Origin of the sequence: Rhodoferax sp. GW822-FHT02A01, from assembly GCF_038784515.1 — a bacterium.
Classification (GTDB): domain Bacteria; phylum Pseudomonadota; class Gammaproteobacteria; order Burkholderiales; family Burkholderiaceae_C; genus Allorhodoferax.
The window spans coordinates 4,252,125-4,269,703 of record NZ_CP152376.1 but is presented as its reverse complement, the minus strand read 5'-3'; the positions used below and the strand labels follow the sequence as shown (position 1 = coordinate 4,269,703).

Annotated in this window: 18 protein-coding genes; 8 read left to right on the top strand and 10 right to left on the bottom strand. The window is 62.4% G+C overall.

The window, feature by feature from the left end:
- Genes AAGF34_RS20330 through gspG form a run of 9 tightly spaced genes read right to left on the bottom strand, consistent with a single transcriptional unit; the run spans position 1 to position 8,233 of the window.
- Entirely contained in the window at positions 1–477 is a 477-nt protein-coding gene (locus tag AAGF34_RS20330; RefSeq protein WP_342617524.1) for a type II secretion system protein, read from the bottom strand.
- Complete coding sequence (locus tag AAGF34_RS20325) at positions 474–2,564, bottom strand: secretin N-terminal domain-containing protein (protein WP_342617523.1); 2,091 nt, start codon at positions 2,562–2,564, stop codon at positions 474–476. Before AAGF34_RS20325 ends, AAGF34_RS20330 begins: the two co-directional genes overlap by 4 nt.
- Positions 2,561–3,067, bottom strand: coding sequence for a hypothetical protein (locus AAGF34_RS20320; RefSeq protein ID WP_342617522.1), 507 nt, complete (start codon positions 3,065–3,067; stop codon positions 2,561–2,563). Before AAGF34_RS20320 ends, AAGF34_RS20325 begins: the two co-directional genes overlap by 4 nt.
- Entirely contained in the window at positions 3,067–3,609 is a 543-nt protein-coding gene (locus AAGF34_RS20315) for a hypothetical protein (protein ID WP_342617521.1), read from the bottom strand. Before AAGF34_RS20315 ends, AAGF34_RS20320 begins: the two co-directional genes overlap by 1 nt.
- Positions 3,606–4,133, bottom strand: coding sequence for a PilN domain-containing protein (locus tag AAGF34_RS20310; protein ID WP_342617520.1), 528 nt, complete (start codon positions 4,131–4,133; stop codon positions 3,606–3,608). The genes AAGF34_RS20315 and AAGF34_RS20310 overlap by 4 nt, the downstream gene beginning before the upstream one ends.
- 3 nt (positions 4,134–4,136) lie before the next feature.
- Positions 4,137–4,967, bottom strand: coding sequence for a hypothetical protein (locus AAGF34_RS20305; protein WP_342617519.1), 831 nt, complete (start codon positions 4,965–4,967; stop codon positions 4,137–4,139).
- Positions 4,954–6,630, bottom strand: a complete 1,677-nt coding sequence (locus tag AAGF34_RS20300; RefSeq protein WP_342617518.1) for a GspE/PulE family protein — start codon at positions 6,628–6,630, stop codon at positions 4,954–4,956. Before AAGF34_RS20300 ends, AAGF34_RS20305 begins: the two co-directional genes overlap by 14 nt.
- Positions 6,627–7,817 carry a type II secretion system F family protein gene (locus AAGF34_RS20295; protein WP_342617517.1) on the bottom strand — a complete coding sequence of 397 codons (1,191 nt, stop codon included), beginning with the start codon at positions 7,815–7,817 and terminating at the stop codon, positions 6,627–6,629. The genes AAGF34_RS20300 and AAGF34_RS20295 overlap by 4 nt, the downstream gene beginning before the upstream one ends.
- 2 nt (positions 7,818–7,819) lie before the next feature.
- Entirely contained in the window at positions 7,820–8,233 is a 414-nt protein-coding gene (gene gspG / locus AAGF34_RS20290; RefSeq protein ID WP_342617516.1) for a type II secretion system major pseudopilin GspG, read from the bottom strand.
- A gap of 181 nt (positions 8,234–8,414) precedes the next feature.
- Between gspG and AAGF34_RS20285 the strand changes: the two genes are divergently transcribed.
- Entirely contained in the window at positions 8,415–9,059 is a 645-nt protein-coding gene (locus AAGF34_RS20285; RefSeq protein WP_342617515.1) for a lytic transglycosylase domain-containing protein, read from the top strand.
- Here the strand turns inward: AAGF34_RS20285 and phoB are convergent.
- Positions 9,042–9,734, bottom strand: a complete 693-nt coding sequence (phoB, locus tag AAGF34_RS20280; protein ID WP_342617514.1) for a phosphate regulon transcriptional regulator PhoB — start codon at positions 9,732–9,734, stop codon at positions 9,042–9,044. The two genes, AAGF34_RS20285 and phoB, sit on opposite strands and share 18 nt — an antisense overlap.
- Before the next feature lie 252 nt (positions 9,735–9,986).
- Here phoB and AAGF34_RS20275 point away from each other — a divergent pair, with 252 nt between their 5' ends.
- From AAGF34_RS20275 to xrtB, 7 genes are all read left to right on the top strand, one after another.
- Positions 9,987–10,895, top strand: a complete 909-nt coding sequence (locus tag AAGF34_RS20275; RefSeq protein ID WP_342617513.1) for an EpsD family peptidyl-prolyl cis-trans isomerase — start codon at positions 9,987–9,989, stop codon at positions 10,893–10,895.
- Positions 10,896–10,917: 22 nt separating this feature from the next.
- Positions 10,918–12,342: an undecaprenyl-phosphate glucose phosphotransferase gene (locus tag AAGF34_RS20270; protein WP_342617512.1), complete on the top strand. Its 1,425-nt coding sequence runs from the start codon at positions 10,918–10,920 to the stop codon at positions 12,340–12,342.
- Position 12,343: 1 nt separating this feature from the next.
- Positions 12,344–13,537, top strand: coding sequence for an XrtB/PEP-CTERM-associated polysaccharide biosynthesis outer membrane protein EpsL (epsL, locus tag AAGF34_RS20265; protein ID WP_342617511.1), 1,194 nt, complete (start codon positions 12,344–12,346; stop codon positions 13,535–13,537).
- 19 nt (positions 13,538–13,556) lie between these two features.
- The gene (gene epsE / locus AAGF34_RS20260) at positions 13,557–14,366 is read left to right on the top strand and encodes a polysaccharide export protein EpsE (protein WP_342617510.1); all 810 of its coding nucleotides are present in this window, start codon (positions 13,557–13,559) and stop codon (positions 14,364–14,366) included.
- Between the two features lie 2 nt (positions 14,367–14,368).
- Positions 14,369–15,745, top strand: a complete 1,377-nt coding sequence (gene epsF, locus AAGF34_RS20255) for a chain length determinant protein EpsF (protein WP_342617509.1) — start codon at positions 14,369–14,371, stop codon at positions 15,743–15,745.
- On the top strand, positions 15,742–16,620 hold the full coding sequence (gene epsG, locus AAGF34_RS20250; protein WP_342617508.1) for a chain length determinant protein tyrosine kinase EpsG: 879 nt from the start codon (positions 15,742–15,744) through the stop codon (positions 16,618–16,620). Before epsF ends, epsG begins: the two co-directional genes overlap by 4 nt.
- Positions 16,621–16,688: 68 nt before the next feature.
- Positions 16,689–17,576, top strand: a complete 888-nt coding sequence (gene xrtB / locus AAGF34_RS20245) for an exosortase B (protein WP_342617507.1) — start codon at positions 16,689–16,691, stop codon at positions 17,574–17,576.
- Positions 17,577–17,579 lie beyond the last annotated feature (3 nt).

Here is a 17,579-nt window from a genome sequence, read left to right as displayed (position 1 = left end):
TCACCAGTCCCGCAGTGGTATGCCGTTGAGGCCGATGCGATCGGAGTGCGAGTACACATCAAACACGTCGTCGCCCTCCATCGGCATGTCGGGCGCACTGGCATAGGAGCGCTTGCCCCAGGTGGCTGCGGCCGGCACGCTGGTATCGGCAAAGAACGGGTCACGCGGCAAACGGCGCAGAAAGTAGATCTTGGTCTTGTTGGGGTTCTTGGCGTCCACCACGCCGGCTTCCAGCTCTTCCAGCGTCTGCGGGTAGCCCGAGCCATCCGCACGGCGCGCAATACGGCCGCTGTCGCTGGCGCGCTTGTAGGCATCCAGCGCCTCGCGGATCTGGCGCAGGCTGCTGCGCAACTCCCCTTCCCGCAGGCGCTGCACGCTCAAGGTTCCCAGCGGCACAGCCACCATGGCCAGGATGCCGACCAGAGCTACGGTAACCACCAGCTCGATCAACGTGAAGCCGCGCGCCCTGTGTGTCATGGCTTCATGGGTTGCAAGGTCACGCTGGAGGCGGGCATGGCTGCAGGCGCGCCAGCTTCGGGTGCAGCGACGGGCGCTGTGGCCGGTGCGGGCTCTACCACCACGGGCGTCATGTCAAACGCTGGCATGGAGGCAATGTCCTGCACCCCTTCGGCAGGCTCCGAAGTCGGCTCGGCAGCAGCGGCTCCGCCCCGAGCCCTGGGCGCGGGTGTGTCGCGCGGACCACCCGGCGGATAGGACGACAGGGACAGCGCGCGCGGCTCACCCTTCTTCACCTGCAATGGCGCCTTGAAGCCCACTGCACTTTCCGAACCCGCGGGCACATTCAAACCCACGCCCTGGGGCTGCGCCAGGTTGCGCACGATGTGGGGCGTGATCAGCAGAATGATCTCGGTCTTGTTCTTGGAGTCGCTCTGGCTGGAGAACAGGCGCCCCACAGCAGGGATATCGCCCAGACCCGGAAGTCGGTTGGCACTGCTGCGCTCTTCGTCACTGATGAGGCCGGCCAGCACCTGGGTCTCGCCATTTTTCAGGCGCAGTGAGGTGGCTGCAGTGCGCGTGCCGATCTGGTAAGCCTGCGACCCCGCCGGTCCGGTGATCTCCTTGACGATGCTGCTCACCTCCAGGCCCACCTTGATGCCCACATCGTCGTCCAGATAGATATTGGGCTCCACATCCAGCTTCAGCCCCACATCCAGAAAAGCCACCGAGGCAGCCACGCCGACGTTGGCGGTGGACGTGGTGGTGAACACCGGCAGCTTGTCGCCGATATGGATCTTGGCCTTCTCGCGGTTCTTCACCCGGATACGCGGGTTGGCCAGCATGTTGCCGTCGCCCACCTGGTTCTTCAGGTTCAGCATCAGGCCGGGGTTGGCCACAAAGGATGTCAGGCCGCTGGTGTTGTTGAGGTCGATGTAGCCAGACGCCAACGCGCCGCCCAGCGTAGTGCTGGACTGCGTGACGTTGCCGTTGACGATGGTCGAGCTGGTGCTGGGTGTGAGCAGTCCGTAGCCCACCTGATCCGGAAACCGCAAGCCCAGTTCGCGCAGCTTGCTGCGCGACATCTCCAGCACCTCCACATCCAGCACCACCTCGGGCTCGGCAATGTCCAGAGACTCGATCAGGCGCTCGGCCAGACGCACGGCTTCGGGCGTGTCCTTGATGACCAACAGATTGAGCTTGTCGTCGATGAAGATGTCCTTGGTCTTCACCAGGGTGCGGATCATGGCCTGGGCCTGCTTCACGTCGGCGTTGGCCAGGTAAAAGCTGCGCGTCACCAAGTCCACATAGTCTTTGGCCTTGGCCGGTGTGTTGGGGTAGATCAGCACCGTGTTTCCGTTGAGCACCTTGCGCTCGAGCTGGTTGGTCGTCAGGATCAGCTTGAGCAGGTCGTCAATGCTGGTGTTGCGCACGAAGATGGTGATCTTGGTGTCGCTGCGCACATCCTTGTCCAGCACGAAGTTCAGGCCCGAGCTGCGCGCAATGACCTCGAACACCGTCTTCATCGGCGTGTCGCGGAACTCCAGCGTCAGCGGTGTGGAGAAGCTGGGCTGCAGACTGGGCGCGGCCACCTCGGCGCGCGCTGCCTTCTCGCGCAGACCATTGAGCAGGCTGCGTGCCTGGGCGTTGTTGGGATTTTCGCTCACCACCGCACGCAGAATGCGTTCAGCCGCGGCCGGGTCCTTAGCCTCCACGAGCCGCTGAGCCTCCAGCACGCGCGCATCCAGGCGTTGTTGCGCGACCAGGTCGGCCAGGCCCTCGCGGGCGCGCTGGTTGTTGGCATCCAGCGCCTGCACGCGGCGATACAGTGCCTGCGCCTGCTCCGGATGACGCGCAGCGCGCTCGGCATCGGCGGACAGCAACAACTGGTTGGTTACGACGTCGCGCTGGCGGAAATATTCGGTGCGCAGCTCATGGTCGTCGGGGTATTCGCGCGTGGCGCGCTCCAACTGCAGCACCGCCTCATCGGTGCGGCCTTCGGACATGAGCTGCCTGCTGTCGCGCACGGCGGTGTTGCTGGCACAGCCGGACAGCAGGATCAGGCAGGCGCAGCACAGCAGTGCCAGGGTATGGGGAGCGGTTTTCAATTTTCAGTTCCGAATGTGAGACGCTGCTTCTCATTGAGCGGCAGGTAGACAAAAGTCACGTCGGTGGGAGTGATGCTTTCCACCCGGTAGCCAGAGAGCGTGTCGCCGCTGTGCAGCACATGGCTGCGCCCACCCTGGGTGACGAAAACAGTGACTGCGGCACCGTCCTGCATCTTGCCGATGTAGGCAAAAGGCAGCGGAGGTGCACGCGGTGGAGGCGGCGCAGGCGCCTTGGCATGCACCACGGGCGGCAGCCAGCTGTGCACGGCAAACGGATTGGCCTTGCTCTGGTGCAGACGTTCGCCTGCGGGTGCCGGCACATTCGCGTTGGCAGTGTCTGCGGCGCGTGCCACCACGCTGTCAGGCGCAGGCATGCGCTTCAAGGGCCGATCGACCGCCACTTTGTCGGCGTCTTGTGTGCCCGGCCAGGGACCGTCCCATACCGAGGCGATCACTGTCAGCACCAGGGCCAAGCCCATCACCACATGACGTACGGCTGGCATCAGGGCGCTCGCAGAAAGACGGTAAAGCGCACATGCGCATCCAGCAGATCCTGGCCCACGTCATCGCGCCGCAGACTGACTTCGTCCAGCGCTGCATGGGGCAAGGCATTCATCACCTGGGCCAGCCAGGCATGCAGGTGCACATAGTCGGCGCGCAGCGGCACACTGATCTGGTAGCGCAACAAGGGGCCGGTGCCCAGGCGGGTGACGCGGTATTCGGCCGTGACCAGCGACACCTTGTTGCGCGCAGCAGCCTGGTTCAGCACCGCGATGGCTTCCACCGCCTCTGTCGCATCGGGCAGTGTGGCAAAGAACGCGGCCTGGGCCTGGGCCCGGGCTTCGCTGGCCTGGGGCTTTTGCGCCTGCGCCTGACGCTGCGCGCTCAGCTCCTGATGCAGTTCAGCGTTGCGGGCATGCAGGCTGTCCACCCACAGCAGTTGCAGTGCCAGCGCCGCCAGCAGCACAAACAGTCCGGCTGCCGCTGGCCAACCGTGGCGCTGCAACTGGTAGCGCATATGCGCCATGATCAGTGCGCCGCTCATGATGCGTCCACCCAGCTTGCGTCCAGCGAGAAGCGCACCACCTTTTGCGTGCCCGAGAGTTTCTCTTCCTGGCCGGTGAGATACACCTTGCGCAACTCCGGCGAGCGGCGCAATGTTTTCACATAGACCAGCGCGTGCTCCATGTCCTTGGCTTCACCCGTCAAACGCAGGCTGCCTTCGGTGGCCTGCACCTCGATGCTGATCAGCGCCACATCCTTGGTGCTGAGGCGCTCGACGGCGCGCAGCAGTGCGTCCCAGGGCCGGTGCAGTTGCGCGTCTATCTGCGAGGCCGACTGCGCGTCGTCCCGCGCCAAAGGCGCGATGCTGACCGGGTTGCGTTTGCTGCCCTGGCTGGCACGCGACTGGCGGGCCTGGCGCGCTTGCAGGGTTTGCCACTCGGCATCGGCTTGCAGATAGTCCTGCGCCACCCACGCGGCGCAAAGCAATCCCGCAGCGGCCAGAAGCACGCCCATGGGTGTGAGGTGCCCTTTGCCAGCGGACCAACGGATGTTGAGTGCCTGCATGCGCTATCTCCCCAGGGCCAAGCGCAGCCCGGGTGTCGCGCCCAGACCCATTTGCCAGGGGCTGAGCCAGGTAAAGGCCTGGTCACCGGTGGCACCAGCAATGGTGGCAACCGAAGGGGCCGGCCCCTCACCGGCCAGGTACAGCGGCAGCTCCATCTGCGGCACATCACAGGCCATGGCAATCTGCGCCAGCAGTGCCAGCAACGGTGTGCGCCAGTCACCCGACAGGCGCTGGCTCTGCAATGCCGTCCACTGGCCGGCCTGCAGCAGCCCCAAGGTCAGCGTGTCGGCTTCTACCGTACCAAACCAGGCGTTGGGTTCTTTGAGCACACCGCGCCAAGCATCAAATGCGGAGGAAAAATACGCAGTGAGCCACTGCAGCCGCGCACCATGGCGCTCACAAACCGATGCAAGTGCCTCAAGCAACGCACGGTCCACGGCCGCTGCCGGTACGGTGTGGCCGGGCGCCATGGCGGCGGGCAGGATGCTCCAGTTCTGCGCAGACTTGCCATAGGTTTCACGAAACCTGAGTGCAGCGTAGGCCGCCATTTCGTCACGCCCCGACAGTTCCAGACGCCAGGGCAGCAACTGCCAGCGCACAAATCGCCCCGACAGCACCACCTGCACACGGTGACTCTGGCCCTGGTTGGACTCCAGCCACAGCGACAGACGCTCCACCGCCGCACGCCAGGGCTCATCGACAAGCGGATCGGCACTGCATGACAGATGTTCGACCGCCTGCACGCGCCCCCGGCCCAGCAGCGGGACCTTGCCGATGCTGATGGCCTTGTGCGACAAACCGACCCGGACCACGGACATGCTAGGAGACCACACGGTTCAACTCCTGCAAGGTGGTTTCGCCCCGGCGCACCATGTCCAGGCCCGCATCGCGCAGCAGGCGCGTGCCCTTGCGCATGGCGGCTTCCTTGATGCGGCGCACCGGCTCGCGGGTGACGATCATTTCGCGCAGCTCATCATCCAGTATCAAGACTTCGGCCACGGCCTTGCGGCCTTTGAAGCCGGTGCCACGGCAATGCGCGCAGCCCATGCCCGCACAAAAATGGAAGTCCTGCACCGCGTCAAGCCCAGAGCTGGCCAGCAGCTCCGCATCTGGCGTAACCGGCGCCACGCATTCGGTGCAGTTGGCGCGCACCAGGCGCTGTGCCACGATGCCGTTCAACGCGGCGACCAGGCTGTAGGGGTCCACGCCCATGTGGGTGAAGCGGCCCAGCACGTCGAACACATTGTTGGCGTGCACCGTGGTCAGCACCAGGTGACCGGTCAATGCGGCCTGCACGGCAATCTGCGCGGTCTCGCCGTCGCGGATCTCGCCCACCATGATCTTGTCCGGGTCGTGACGCAGGATGGAGCGCAGACCACGCGCAAAGCTCAGACCCTTTTTTTCGTTCACCGGGATCTGCAGCACACCGGGCAACTGGTATTCCACCGGGTCTTCGATGGTGATGATCTTGTCGTGGCCATGGTTGATCTCGTTGATGGCGGCATACAAGGTCGTGGTCTTGCCGCTGCCCGTGGGGCCGGTGGCCAGCAACATGCCATAGGGCTCGCGCGACAGTGCGCGCAGTGCCTTCATGGTGACCCCGTCAAACCCTAGCGCCTCCAGGCGCAGACCCACCACCTGGTCCGACAGGCTTTGCTTGTCCAGAATGCGCAGCACCGCATCCTCGCCATGGATGCTGGGCATGATGGAGACGCGAATATCTATCTCGCGGCCATTGGCAGCCACCTTGAAGCGACCATCCTGCGGCACGCGTCGCTCGGCAATGTCCAGCTCGGCCATGACCTTGATGCGCGAAATGATCTGCTCCGCATGGTCCATAGGGTGGTTGCTGCCTGCAGGTGCCAGCACACCGTCAATGCGGTATTTGATGAACAGCCCGTTGGGCGCCGTCTCCATGTGGATGTCGCTCACGCCGGCCTTGAGCGCGTCATACAGGGTGGAGTTGACCAGGCGCACCACTGGGCTGGAGTCTTCGTTGATGCTGCGCAGCGAAATGTCTTCGGCATGCGGTCCCTGCTGCAGGCTGGCTTGCGTGCCGACGATGTCGTCCATGGCGCGCATGGACTCCTCATGGCGTTTCAGCCAGGCCGCAATGTCGCCAGCGTGGGCCAGGCAATGCTCGAACGCTGCGTCAAAGCGCTCACCAGCCCAGGCGCGCAGATCCAGGCTGAAGGGATCGGAGATCACCAGCAGCAGCTGTGCGCCCGAGCGCAGCATCAGGCATTCGCGCTGCAATGCCTCGGCATAGGGCAGCAGCTCAAAGGCGGGTTGCATGGTGTGCATCTCGGCCACGCCGAGCACGCGCATCTGCACGGTGGCAGCCAGACGTTGCACAAAGTTGTGCTCGTCACCGCCCTCGCCTTCCAGCGCCTCTACCAGCCGACAGCCGCGTGCCTTGGCCAGAGCGCGTGCGGTGGCCACTTCCTCCTTCGAAAAGGCGGGCAGCAGATGGCGTTGCTCCAGCGGGAAGTTCATCGCACGCTCTCTGCCAGCTGGAATATGGGCATGTACATCAGTACCACCACGGTCCCTATCACCAAGCCCATGACCAGCATCAGCAAGGGCCCGAGCAGACGCGTAACGCGATCGGCCCAGCGTGCCATCTCCTCGTCGTGAAAGGCCGCGGCACGCTCCATCATCTCGCCCATATTGCCGGCACGCTCACCCACGCGCAGCATGCGCAGCGACACCGCCGTGGTCAGGCCAGCCACTTCAAAAGCATGCGAGATCGTCCGCCCTTCGCGCACACTGCGCGCCGCAGACACCAGACGCGGCTGCAGCGCGGAAGACAGCAGCCCCGTCACCATGTCCAGTGCCGGCATGATGGCAATGCCACCGCGCAACAGCATGCCCAGGGTGCGGTACAGGCGTGCCAACTGGTACACGCGCATGCGCTCGCCCATGGCTGGAATGCGCCACACCACGCTCAGCAAGCGCTTTCCCACAAGCCGCATGCCGCCCGCCACAGCCACAACCACCAGTCCGGCCAGCAGCATCAGCACCACGTACCAGTACTGCTCCAGCGCCAGACCCCACTGCAGCAGCAGGCGCGACATGAATGGCAGGTTGCCGCCCATGTCTTCATAGATATGCGCAAAGCGCGGCACTACATAACCCATCAGGAACAGAATCACCAGACTGCTCACCGCCACCAGGATGACGGGATAGATGGCCGCACTCACCAGCCGGCCGCGCAGAGTCTCCAGTTGCCCAGCGTAGACCACATAGCGCTCCAGCGATTCCGACAGGCCACTGGTGTGCTCGCTGGCGCGTACCGAGGCCACATACAGCGGGTTGAAGACATGGGGCACGGCCTCCAAAGCGGCGGAGAAGGGTTGCCCCTGGCGCAGCTTGGCAAGAATCCCCTGCAGCACGTCGCGCACCGCAGGGCGTGCCTCTTTCTCTGCCAGCGTCTCAGTCGCCTCCACCAGGCTCACACCGGAATTCAGCAGTGCCAGCAACTCCTGGCTGAAGAGCTGTAGCGGAAAATCTCCACCACCTTGCGGTGCCTTGAGGCGACTGAGCCAGGATGCCGGCGCAATGGACAGCACATCCAGACCCAGCGTCTGCGCCTGTAGCCGCGCATCACCGGCATTGGCTGCTTGCAAACGACTGACGACCACGGTCGCATTCGGCTGCAATGACTTGACGACGAATTCCATACCTACCAATTGACAATGTCTTCGTCTTCACCCGTGCCGCCAGGCTTGCCGTCCTTGCCGTAGGAGAACAGGTCGAACTCGCCGTGGTCGCCCGGATATTTATATACATAGTCGTTTCCCCACGGATCCTTGGGGAGCTTCTTCTTCAGATAGGGGCCCGCCCACTTGGCCTCGCCTGCGGGACGGTCATTCAAGGCGGCCAGACCTTGCTCTGTGCTGGGGTAGTGGCCCACGTCCAGACGGTACTGGTCCAGACTCTTTTCCAAGCCGTCGATCTGCGCACGTGCAGTCTTGACCTCGGACTTGCCAATCTGTGAGAAGAACTTGGGCGCCACGTACCCGACCAGCATGCCAATGATGACCATCACCACCAGCAACTCCAACAGCGTAAATCCAGACGAACGTTTTGGCAGCATGAAAGTGGGACCGTCTTATATTGGGGAATTGACCGGGTCTTGCATGGCAAGTGGCCCCGGATGAAAGTGAGGGGCCAGTCTAGGTCGGCCTTGTGACATGGCCGTTACAAAAGGCACGACATTCGCATCACATCACTGCCACACCACTGCAACAATGCGCGCGCACAGTCTGCCCACCACCATGCCTGCGCATCCTGATCACAAGCCGCCCTTCTTCGTCGCACTGCTGGTCGCGACGTTTGTACTGTGGCTTTGTCCCCTGCGTGCGCAGGCCGACGTATATACCTTTGTGGCGGAAGATGGCGTCACACACTACAGTGACCGCCCAGACGATTCGCGCTTTCAACTATTGCTGCGCCAGATGCCAGACGGCGCATCCGATACACCGCAAATCGTTGTACCCGACGGGTTGGCTGCCACGTATGCTGGCGACATTACCGATGCTGCACGCAATCACCACGTAGAAGCGGCGCTGCTGCATGCCGTGATAGCGGTGGAGTCCCAATACAACCCGCGCGCTGTCTCACCCAAAGGTGCATTGGGAATGATGCAGCTGATGCCAACGACCGCGCGCGCCATGGGCGTATCCGACCCGATGAATGCCAGCCAGAATATTCGTGGCGGCGCCAAATATCTGAGGATGTTGCTGGACCGGTTTGCCAACAACAAATCACTGGCGCTGGCCGCCTACAACGCCGGTCCGGCAGCGGTGCTCAGCCACGGCGGTCGCATACCGCCCTTCGCCGAAACACGTTTCTACGTTCCGCAGGTATTGCGACGCTACAACGCCCTGGTGCAGCAATCCACATCAAATGATGCTGAGTGACAAGCAATAGCCACTGCCACGCAGGGTCTTGATCATGTGACTGCAATTGCCGTCGGTCAGCGCCACCCGCAAGCGACGTATATGCACGTCAACGGTACGCTCATCGCCCTGGTATTGATCACCCCACACGCTGTCTAGCAACTGTGCGCGGCTGAATACGCGGTTGACATGCAGCATGAAGAAATGCATCAGACGGTACTCGGTCGGCCCCAGGACCACGAGTTGTCCGTTGGCATAGATGCGTCTGGCAGCAGCATCCAGTCGCAGTGCACCGACTTCCACCGTCTGCTCGCTGGCCAGCGAAGTGCGACGCCTCAGGATGGCGGCGATGCGTGCCAACAGCAGGCGCGGTGAAAACGGTTTCACCACGTAGTCGTCAGCGCCGTTTTCGAATCCAGTGATCTTGTCGCGCTCATCATCGCGCGCGGTGAGCATGATGATGGGCACGTCGCGTGTACGCACTTCGCTGCGCAGCAGGCGCGTCAACTCAATGCCCGACATTCCGGGGAGCATCCAGTCGATCAGCACCAGGTCGGGTAGTTCCTCTCGCACGATGGCGTGTGCAATTTCCGCGTCATCTGCAACCTGCACGACGTGACCCGCTTGGGACAGATTGACAGCCACCAATTCCTGTATATCGCGGTCATCGTCCACTACCAGAATTTTTCCAGCCATGGGCGTATTTACTTTCGTTAAAGGCAGTAGGTTAAGAAGTATTGGTGACCCTTTCGTGAAACCATGGCCACAAAATCTTGCGCCTCCTGACACCGATTTGTCACGCCACGATGGTTTACTCCACGTCAGCCGAATCGCAACATATATATGTCGCTTTTCTTTATATGTATACGGCCAGCGTGCCTTGATCGCACTCCAATATTCATGAAACCTTTTCAACGATTTTTGCCCCAGATGCTTTTGGTTGGGGCCGTGGCAGTCAGTCTTGTTGCATGCGGTCAAAAGGACGACAAGAAGGTGGCAACCCAGGTTGCAGCCAAGGTCGGGGATGAAGAAATATCGGTGCACCAGATCAACCAGGTACTCAACAGCGCCAAGACCAGCGGTGCCACACCGCAGGCCGTACAGGCCATGAGCCGCGAGGTGCTTGAAAAGCTGATCGACCAGCAGTTGGCCATCGAGCAATCCAACGAGAAGAAGCTCAACCGCTCACCTGAAGTGGTGGCGCAGATCGAATCGGCCAAGCGGGAAATCCTGGCACGCGCCTATATCCAGCAATTGGTCAGCGGCCTACCCAAGCCAACGCAGGAAGAGATCAAGCAGTACTACACCGAGCATCCGCAACTGTTTTCCGAGCGCCGGGTGTTCAATCTGCAGGAGTTGATTGTTCCCGCGCAGGCCGGCATTGCGGAACAACTGGGTACGCTGGTCAATGCAGGCAAGCCCATGGAGGAAATTGCCAACTGGCTCAAGGCACACGACGTCAAATACTCCGGCGGCGGCGCTACCCGTGCTGCCGAGCAGATCCCCATGGAGCTGCTGAACCGGCTGCAAAAACTCAAGGACGGTCAGAGCTTGGTGGCACAGACGCCGCAGGCCATCACGCTCATCCACATCGTCGCTTCCAAGACGGTGCCTGCGGACGAGGCCGATTCACTTCCGCGCATTGCGCAGTTCCTGAGCAATCAACGCGCCAGCGAAGCCGTAGCTGCCAACATGAAGGCACTGCGCAAGTCCGCAAAGATCGAATACATGGGCGAGTTCGCCAAGACCGATGCAGCAGCAGCGCCCACCCCGGCCTCAGCCGTCAGCGCCCCCGCAGTTTCTGCTGAAGACCAGAAGCGGGCTGACCTGGAAAAGGGCGTCGCAGGGTTGAAGTAGAACAGCATGGCAGTCCGCGCCCATGAGCACGTACCCACACGCAAGCCCTTCCGCTTCAGCGCTAGGAAAAGCCACGGCTCCGGCCTGGCCGGGCCGCAACAACATGCTCAGCCTGCTGGAGAGCATGCAGTGCTCTGCCGCGCTGATTCTGTCCCTGTGGGCCACTTCCTACCTGCTTGAGGGTGAGGTACCGACCCAGCTGTTCCTGCTATCCATACTGACGTTTGCGCTCACGTTTCCCGGGCGTCCCATACTGCATTCCAGCTATTGGGGACTGCTGGCAGACGTCCTGCTCAACTGGTTGTGGATTGCGGGCCTGCTGGCACTTGCGGGCTACGGCAGCGGATATCTGCATGAGTTTTCCAGGAAGGTACTGTGGACCTGGCTGTGGGTGGCACCCCTGAGCGATCTGGGCCTTGCGCTGCTGCTGCGAGCCAGCGCCCCCACCATCCTGCGCCTGCAAGGCCCCAGCCAACGGGCGGTCATCGTCGGCATGAACGAACAGGGCCTGTCATTGGCCGGCAAGCTCAAGGCCTCGCCCTACTCCGGCATAGAGCTGGTGGGCTTCGTGGACAGCCGCAGCATCAGCCGCCAAGGTGCGACCGAGGAGCAACAGCTGCTGGGCAAGCTCGACGAGCTGGCAAACCTGGTGCAGACCAAACGCATCCAGATCATCTACCTCTCACTGCCCATGGCTTCGCAGCCGCGCATTCTGGCGTTGCTCGACAGCCTGAAGGACACCACCGCGTCCATCTATTTCGTGCCGGACATGTTTGTGACCGATCTGGTGCAGGGGCATCCGGCGTCGGTTGCCGGCCAGCCGGTGATATCCGTTTGCGAGACACCATTCCGCGACGGCAACGGCTTCATCAAGCGTACGAGCGACATCCTGTTTTCGCTGGTCATTCTGATACTGGTCTCTCCGGTACTGCTGGCCATTGCGGTGGCCATCAAAGTGACAAGCCCAGGCCCCATCATTTTCAAGCAACGACGCTACGGCCTGGATGGCCAGGAAATTCTGGTCTACAAGTTCCGCTCCATGAGCGTCACTGAAGACGGCAACACCATCGTGCAGGCGAAGCAGAACGACAAGCGCATCACCCCGCTGGGTGCCATCCTGCGCCGCACCTCGCTGGACGAGCTGCCGCAGTTCCTGAATGTGCTGCAGGGCCACATGAGCATTGTGGGACCACGCCCGCATGCCGTGGCGCACAACGAGCTTTACCGCAAGCTGATCAAGGGCTACATGGTCCGCCACAAGGTCAAGCCCGGCATTACCGGCTGGGCGCAGGTCAACGGTTTTCGTGGCGAGACCGACACGCTGGAAAAAATGCAGGGCCGCATCAACTACGACCTGGACTACCTGCGCAACTGGTCTTTGCGGCTGGACATCCACATCATCCTCAAGACCGTGCGCCTGGTTGTTCAGGACAAGCAGGCCTACTGACATGTCTGCACCGACCTTCACGCGGCACGTCATCGCACCGTATGGATATCTGCTCACGGCTGTGTTGGCGTGGCCCACCTCCTGCCTGGCCGAGACCGACAATCCATTCAGCCTGCGCGCGTCGGTCAGCAGCCAGAACGACAGCAATATCTTTCGCCAATCCGCTGCGGCTTCCGAGCAAATCAGCACGACGTCTCTGGGACTGGGTTTCAAGACCCGGCAAAGCCTGCAGGGCGCCTATGTGAACGTCAATCTGGTAGACAACAAATACCAGAACTTCAGCTATCTGAATTACACCGCGACCAACTACGACGCAGCCTGGCAGTTTGCAGTCACGCCACGGCTGCAGGGCAGCCTCAGCTGCAGCTGGCAGGAGAGCCTCAACAGCTATGCAGACGTGAGGAACACCACGACCCGCTACCTGAACAGCAACCGCTCAACCCGGCTGGACGCCAGCTATGACTGGGATGGCGCGTGGAGCCTGTCGGCCGGTCTGGGGCAGACCCTGCAGAACAGCCAGCGTGACCAGGTTCAGGGCTCGGACTTCACATCGACCTCATCCAACCTGGGCCTGGGTTACACCTTTGGCTCGGGCAGCAAGGCAAGCATCAGCACGCAATCGTCATCGGGGCAATACCTGGATCAGCCGGTGACGCCGGGCGCCATCTTTGACGACAGCTTCAGCCAGACCGACAACGAAATGCGCCTGCATTGGGCAGTCACCGCAACCCAAGCGGCCGACCTCTATGTGGCCAACCGAAGCGTCACCCATCCGCATGTGGCGGCACGCAACTACAGCGGCACGGTTGCCGGTCTCAGCGGCAACTGGGCCTTCAGCGGCAAGACGTCGCTGTCGGCGGGCTGGGCGCGCGAGCTGTCCACCTACCAGACCATCGATGCCAATTACAGTCAGACCGAACGCATCACGCTGGGTGCCGACTGGCAGATCCTGGCCAAGCTGGGACTTGTGCTGCGCCACGATCTCGCCCACATAACTTACCTGGGTGGACCGTTCCCCGCATTCCGGAGTCGGCGCCAGGACGACGTGACCAACACCACGCTGGCGCTGACCTGGACGCCACGCAGCCAATGCACGGTGTCGGCCTCGCTGCAAAGCAGCGCACGCACATCCAACTCACCGGGTCTGGACTACACCAGTTCACTCACCGCCCTCACCGCAACCCTGAGCTTCTGACTGCACGCACTCACCGACCATGAATCCATTACGCCAAACCCTGTACCTGTTGCTCTCTGCCTTTCTGACCGTGTTCGGTTGCGCCGCACACGCCCAGGACAAGCCGGACTATTTGCTGGCAACCGGCGACTCTGTGCACATCCAGGTGTTCCAGAACCCGGACCTGAGCATTGACGCACGCGTGTCCGAAACCGGCAGCATCAGCTATCCCCTCATAGGCGCCGTGGACATAGGCGGCCTGTCGACCATGGCCGCCGAGAAGCGCCTGGCCGACGCCCTGCAAAAGGGGGGCTTTCTGCAGAACCCGCAGGTCACCGTAACCTTGGTACAGGTACGCGGCAACCAGGTCTCGGTGCTGGGCCAGGTGAACCGGCCGGGCCGGTTTCCGCTGGAAAGCATCAATACCCGCCTGAGCGACATGCTGGCCAATGCCGGAGGCACCACACCCCTGGGCGACGACACCGTGATCGTCAGCGGTGTGCGCAACGGCAAACCGTTTCGCCAGACCGTGGACGTACCGGCACTGTTTCTGGAAGACAAGGGTGCTGGTGACTTGGTTCTGCAAGGGGGCGACGTCGTCTATGTGAACAAGGCGCCTGTCTTCTACATCTACGGCGAAGCCCAACGCCCTGGCTCCTACCGCATCGAGCGCGGCATGACCGTCATGCAGGCCCTGGCCCAAGGCGGCGGCCCGAGCGCACGCGGCAGCGAGCGGCGCCTGCGCCTGCACCGCAAGGGCACAGATGGAAGCGTCCAGCAGATCGAACCCCAACTCACCGATGCAGTGCAGTCGGACGACGTCATCTACGTCAAAGAAAGCATCTTCTAATCATGTCGTTCCAGCAATTCCTATTGATCCTGCGCGCCCGCTATATCGCAGCATTGGCTACCCTGTTGCTCACGGTGGCGGTTGTGACCGGTGTCAGCCTGTGGCTACCCAAGCAGTATTCGGCCAGTGCGGCCGTCGTGGTTGACGTCAAGTCCCCCGACCCGGTCACCGGCATGATGCTGCAGGGCATGATGGCCCCGGGCTACATGGCCACGCAGATCGACATCATCAACAGCGACCGCACAGCCAAGTCGGTGGTCAAAGCGCTTAAGCTCGAAAGCAGTGGCCCGGTTCAGGAAATGTGGCTGGATGCCACCAAGGGCAAGGGCCAGCTGATCGACTGGCTGTCGGCCCTGCTGCAGAAGAATCTGGACGTCAAACCCTCGCGCGAGAGCAACGTCATCAGCATCAACTACACCGCCACCGATCCAACCTTTGCGGCCACCGTGGCCAATGCGTTTGCGCAGGCCTACATCGACGTCAACCTGGACCTGCGCCTGGCACCGGCCCGCCAATATGCGGCCTTCTTTGCGGAGCAGACCAAGGCCGCGCGCGACAAGCTGGAGGCGGCGCAAAAGGCGCTGTCCGACTACCAGCAGGCCAACGGCATCACCTCAGCCGACGAACGCCTGGACTACGAGACCGCCAAGCTCAACGAAACCAGCAGCCAGCTCACCGGCGTGCAGGCCCAGACCACCGACAGCCAGAGCAAGCGCCAAAGCGCCAAGGCAGACACCGTGGCCGAAGTCATGCAAAACCCGCTGATCAACAGCCTCAAGACCGACATCGCCCGGCTGGAAGCCAAGCTCACGGAAAGCAGCGGCAACCTGGGCAAGAACCACCCGCAGACCCTGCGCACCGAGAGCGAGCTGGCCACCGTGAAGGCCCAACTGGAGCAGGAAACGCGCAAGGTCACCAGTTCCATCGAGACCACCTACCAGGTCAGCAAGCAGCGCGAGGAGCAATTGCATGCCGCGCTGAATGCGCAAAAGAGCCGCGTGCTGCTGCTCAACAAGCAGCGCGATGAATTGAACGTGCTGCGCCGCGAAGTGGAATCAGCCCAGCACATCTTTGACACCATGAGCGCACGCGCCTCCCAGAGCAACATCGAGAGCCAGACCAACCAGACCAATATCGCCGTCCTCAATCCGGCGGTGGCGCCCACCAGCGCATCCAAACCCCGCGTCCTGCTGAACATCGTGGTGGCCATGTTCCTGGGCACGCTGCTGGGTGTGGGACTGGCCCTGGGGCTTGAGTTGCACAACCGCCGCGTGCGCTCCTCCGAAGACCTGACCGATGCACTGGATCTGCCGCTGCTGGGCCAGCTCAGCTCCATCAGTCAGTTATTGAAGACCTCTACCGCCGGAGTCCGCGCATGAACGCCCCTCTTCTCTCCGGCAGCATGGCCGGCAACACGCGCTCCATCGGCGACATTCTGGTGGCCACCGGGCGCCTGGACAGCGAGGGACTGGCACGCATCCTGGAGCGCCAGCGGCAGCAAAAGCAGGCCTTTGGCGAAGCCGCCATTGCGCTGAACCTGCTGACCAAGGAAGACATTGATCTGGCACTGTCCAAGCAGTTTGACTACGCCTACCTGATCGAGGGGCAGAGTGACGTCAGTCCCCAGTTGGTTGCCGCCTACAAGCCGTTCAGCCGCGTCGGTGAAAACCTGCGCGCCGTGCGCAGCCAGTTGATGCTGCGCTGGTACAACAACGACACGGGCCACAAGGCCATGGCCGTGGTGAGTGCGGGCAAGGGCGACGGACGCAGCTTTGTCGCCGCCAATCTGGCCATCGTCTTTGCGCAGCAAGGGCAGCGCACCCTGCTGATTGACGGCGACATGCGTGCGCCGGCCGAGCGCAGCCAGCACGCCCTGTTCAAGCTGGAAAAAGGCCCGGGTCTTTCCGGCATATTGTCCGGTCGCTGTGGGCTGGAGGTGGCACAGGTGGTGCCCGGTCTGCCAGGTCTCACGGTGCTGCCTGCCGGTGCACAGCCTCCCAATCCGCAGGAACTGCTGGGCCGCGCCGTGTTTTCCCAGTTGCTGTTTGCCGCCGCCGAGCAGTTTGACGTGATCCTGATCGACACGCCCAGCGGCAGCGACTATTCGGACGGCGAAATCATCGCTGCCCGGGCCGGCGCCGCCGTCATGGTAGCGCGGCGCAATGCCAGTCTGGTGCCCCACATCCGCAAGCTGGGGCAGCGTCTGCAGGACGGCGGAGTAGCCCTGGTCGGCTCGCTGCTCAACGATGTCTAAGTGCGTCGCCACCGCTGCGAAAGCGTGCCAGCAAGACGCGCGGGCACTTCTGCTTGAAAGGTAACGCTGTGTTGCTCAACGCAAAATCTCTCAAGGCAGCTGGCATGCTGGCCTTTCTGCCCGTGGTGGTCGGGCTGGTCGTGATGTACGGCCCCACGCTGTACGACTTGCTCAGCGGTCCCTGGAGCCAGGACGAGCAGATGCACGGCCCCATCGTGCTGGCCATCTCCGTGTGGCTGATGCAGCGCAACTGGAGCACCATGGTTCAGGCATCCGAGAACGGATCGCCCAGCGCCTGGGGTTGGCCGGTGCTGGCCATTGCGTTGCTGCTTTACGCCCTGGGCCGTTCGCAAGGGATTGGCTTCTTCGAGGTGGGTTCCTTCATCTGGATGCTGATGGCTTTGCTGCTGTTGATGCGCAACGGCACGGCGCTCAAGAAGCAATGGTTTGCCCTGTTCTTCATGCTGTTCATGATCCCACTGCCCAGCTCGATCGTGGACCTGGTCACCATGCCCATGAAGATGGCCGTCTCCTATGTCGCCGAGCATGTGCTGTACTGGGCAGGCTACCCCATCGCGCGCACCGGCGTCGTTCTGCAAGTGGGCCAGTACATGCTGATGGTTGCCGACGCCTGCGCGGGCCTGCATACGCTGCTGACGCTGGAAGCTCTGGGGCTGCTGTACCTGAACGTGGTGCGGCGCGACTCCACCTTCCGCAACATCGGCCTGGCCCTGCTGATCGTGCCGATTTCATTCACTGCCAACGTCATCCGCGTGATGGCGCTGACCCTGATCACCTACCACTTCGGCGATGCCGCAGGCCAGGGCTTTCTGCACGGCTTTGCCGGCATGGTGCTCTTCATGAGCGCCCTGCTGCTCATCATCGGCTTTGATACCGCACTGCAGGCCTTCGAGGCCTATCGGCAACGCACCCTGCTTCACACCGCGAGGATCTGAAAC

Bases quoted from the DNA above. Each gene is read 5' to 3' on its own strand.
- AAGF34_RS20285 (WP_342617515.1), top strand. From the start codon at position 8,415: ATGCCTGCGCATCCTGATCACAAGCCGCCCTTCTTCGTCGCACTGCTG.
- AAGF34_RS20330 (WP_342617524.1), bottom strand. From the start codon at position 477: ATGACACACAGGGCGCGCGGCTTCACGTTGATCGAGCTGGTGGTTACC.
- gspG (WP_342617516.1), bottom strand. From the start codon at position 8,233: ATGCTGCCAAAACGTTCGTCTGGATTTACGCTGTTGGAGTTGCTGGTG.
- epsL (WP_342617511.1), top strand. From the start codon at position 12,344: ATGTCTGCACCGACCTTCACGCGGCACGTCATCGCACCGTATGGATAT.
- AAGF34_RS20270 (WP_342617512.1), top strand. From the start codon at position 10,918: ATGAGCACGTACCCACACGCAAGCCCTTCCGCTTCAGCGCTAGGAAAA.
- AAGF34_RS20310 (WP_342617520.1), bottom strand. From the start codon at position 4,133: ATGCAGGCACTCAACATCCGTTGGTCCGCTGGCAAAGGGCACCTCACA.
- AAGF34_RS20295 (WP_342617517.1), bottom strand. From the start codon at position 7,817: ATGGAATTCGTCGTCAAGTCATTGCAGCCGAATGCGACCGTGGTCGTC.
- epsE (WP_342617510.1), top strand. From the start codon at position 13,557: ATGAATCCATTACGCCAAACCCTGTACCTGTTGCTCTCTGCCTTTCTG.
- epsF (WP_342617509.1), top strand. From the start codon at position 14,369: ATGTCGTTCCAGCAATTCCTATTGATCCTGCGCGCCCGCTATATCGCA.
- AAGF34_RS20300 (WP_342617518.1), bottom strand. From the start codon at position 6,630: ATGAACTTCCCGCTGGAGCAACGCCATCTGCTGCCCGCCTTTTCGAAG.
- AAGF34_RS20315 (WP_342617521.1), bottom strand. From the start codon at position 3,609: ATGAGCGGCGCACTGATCATGGCGCATATGCGCTACCAGTTGCAGCGC.
- AAGF34_RS20320 (WP_342617522.1), bottom strand. From the start codon at position 3,067: ATGCCAGCCGTACGTCATGTGGTGATGGGCTTGGCCCTGGTGCTGACA.
- phoB (WP_342617514.1), bottom strand. From the start codon at position 9,734: ATGGCTGGAAAAATTCTGGTAGTGGACGATGACCGCGATATACAGGAA.
- epsG (WP_342617508.1), top strand. From the start codon at position 15,742: ATGAACGCCCCTCTTCTCTCCGGCAGCATGGCCGGCAACACGCGCTCC.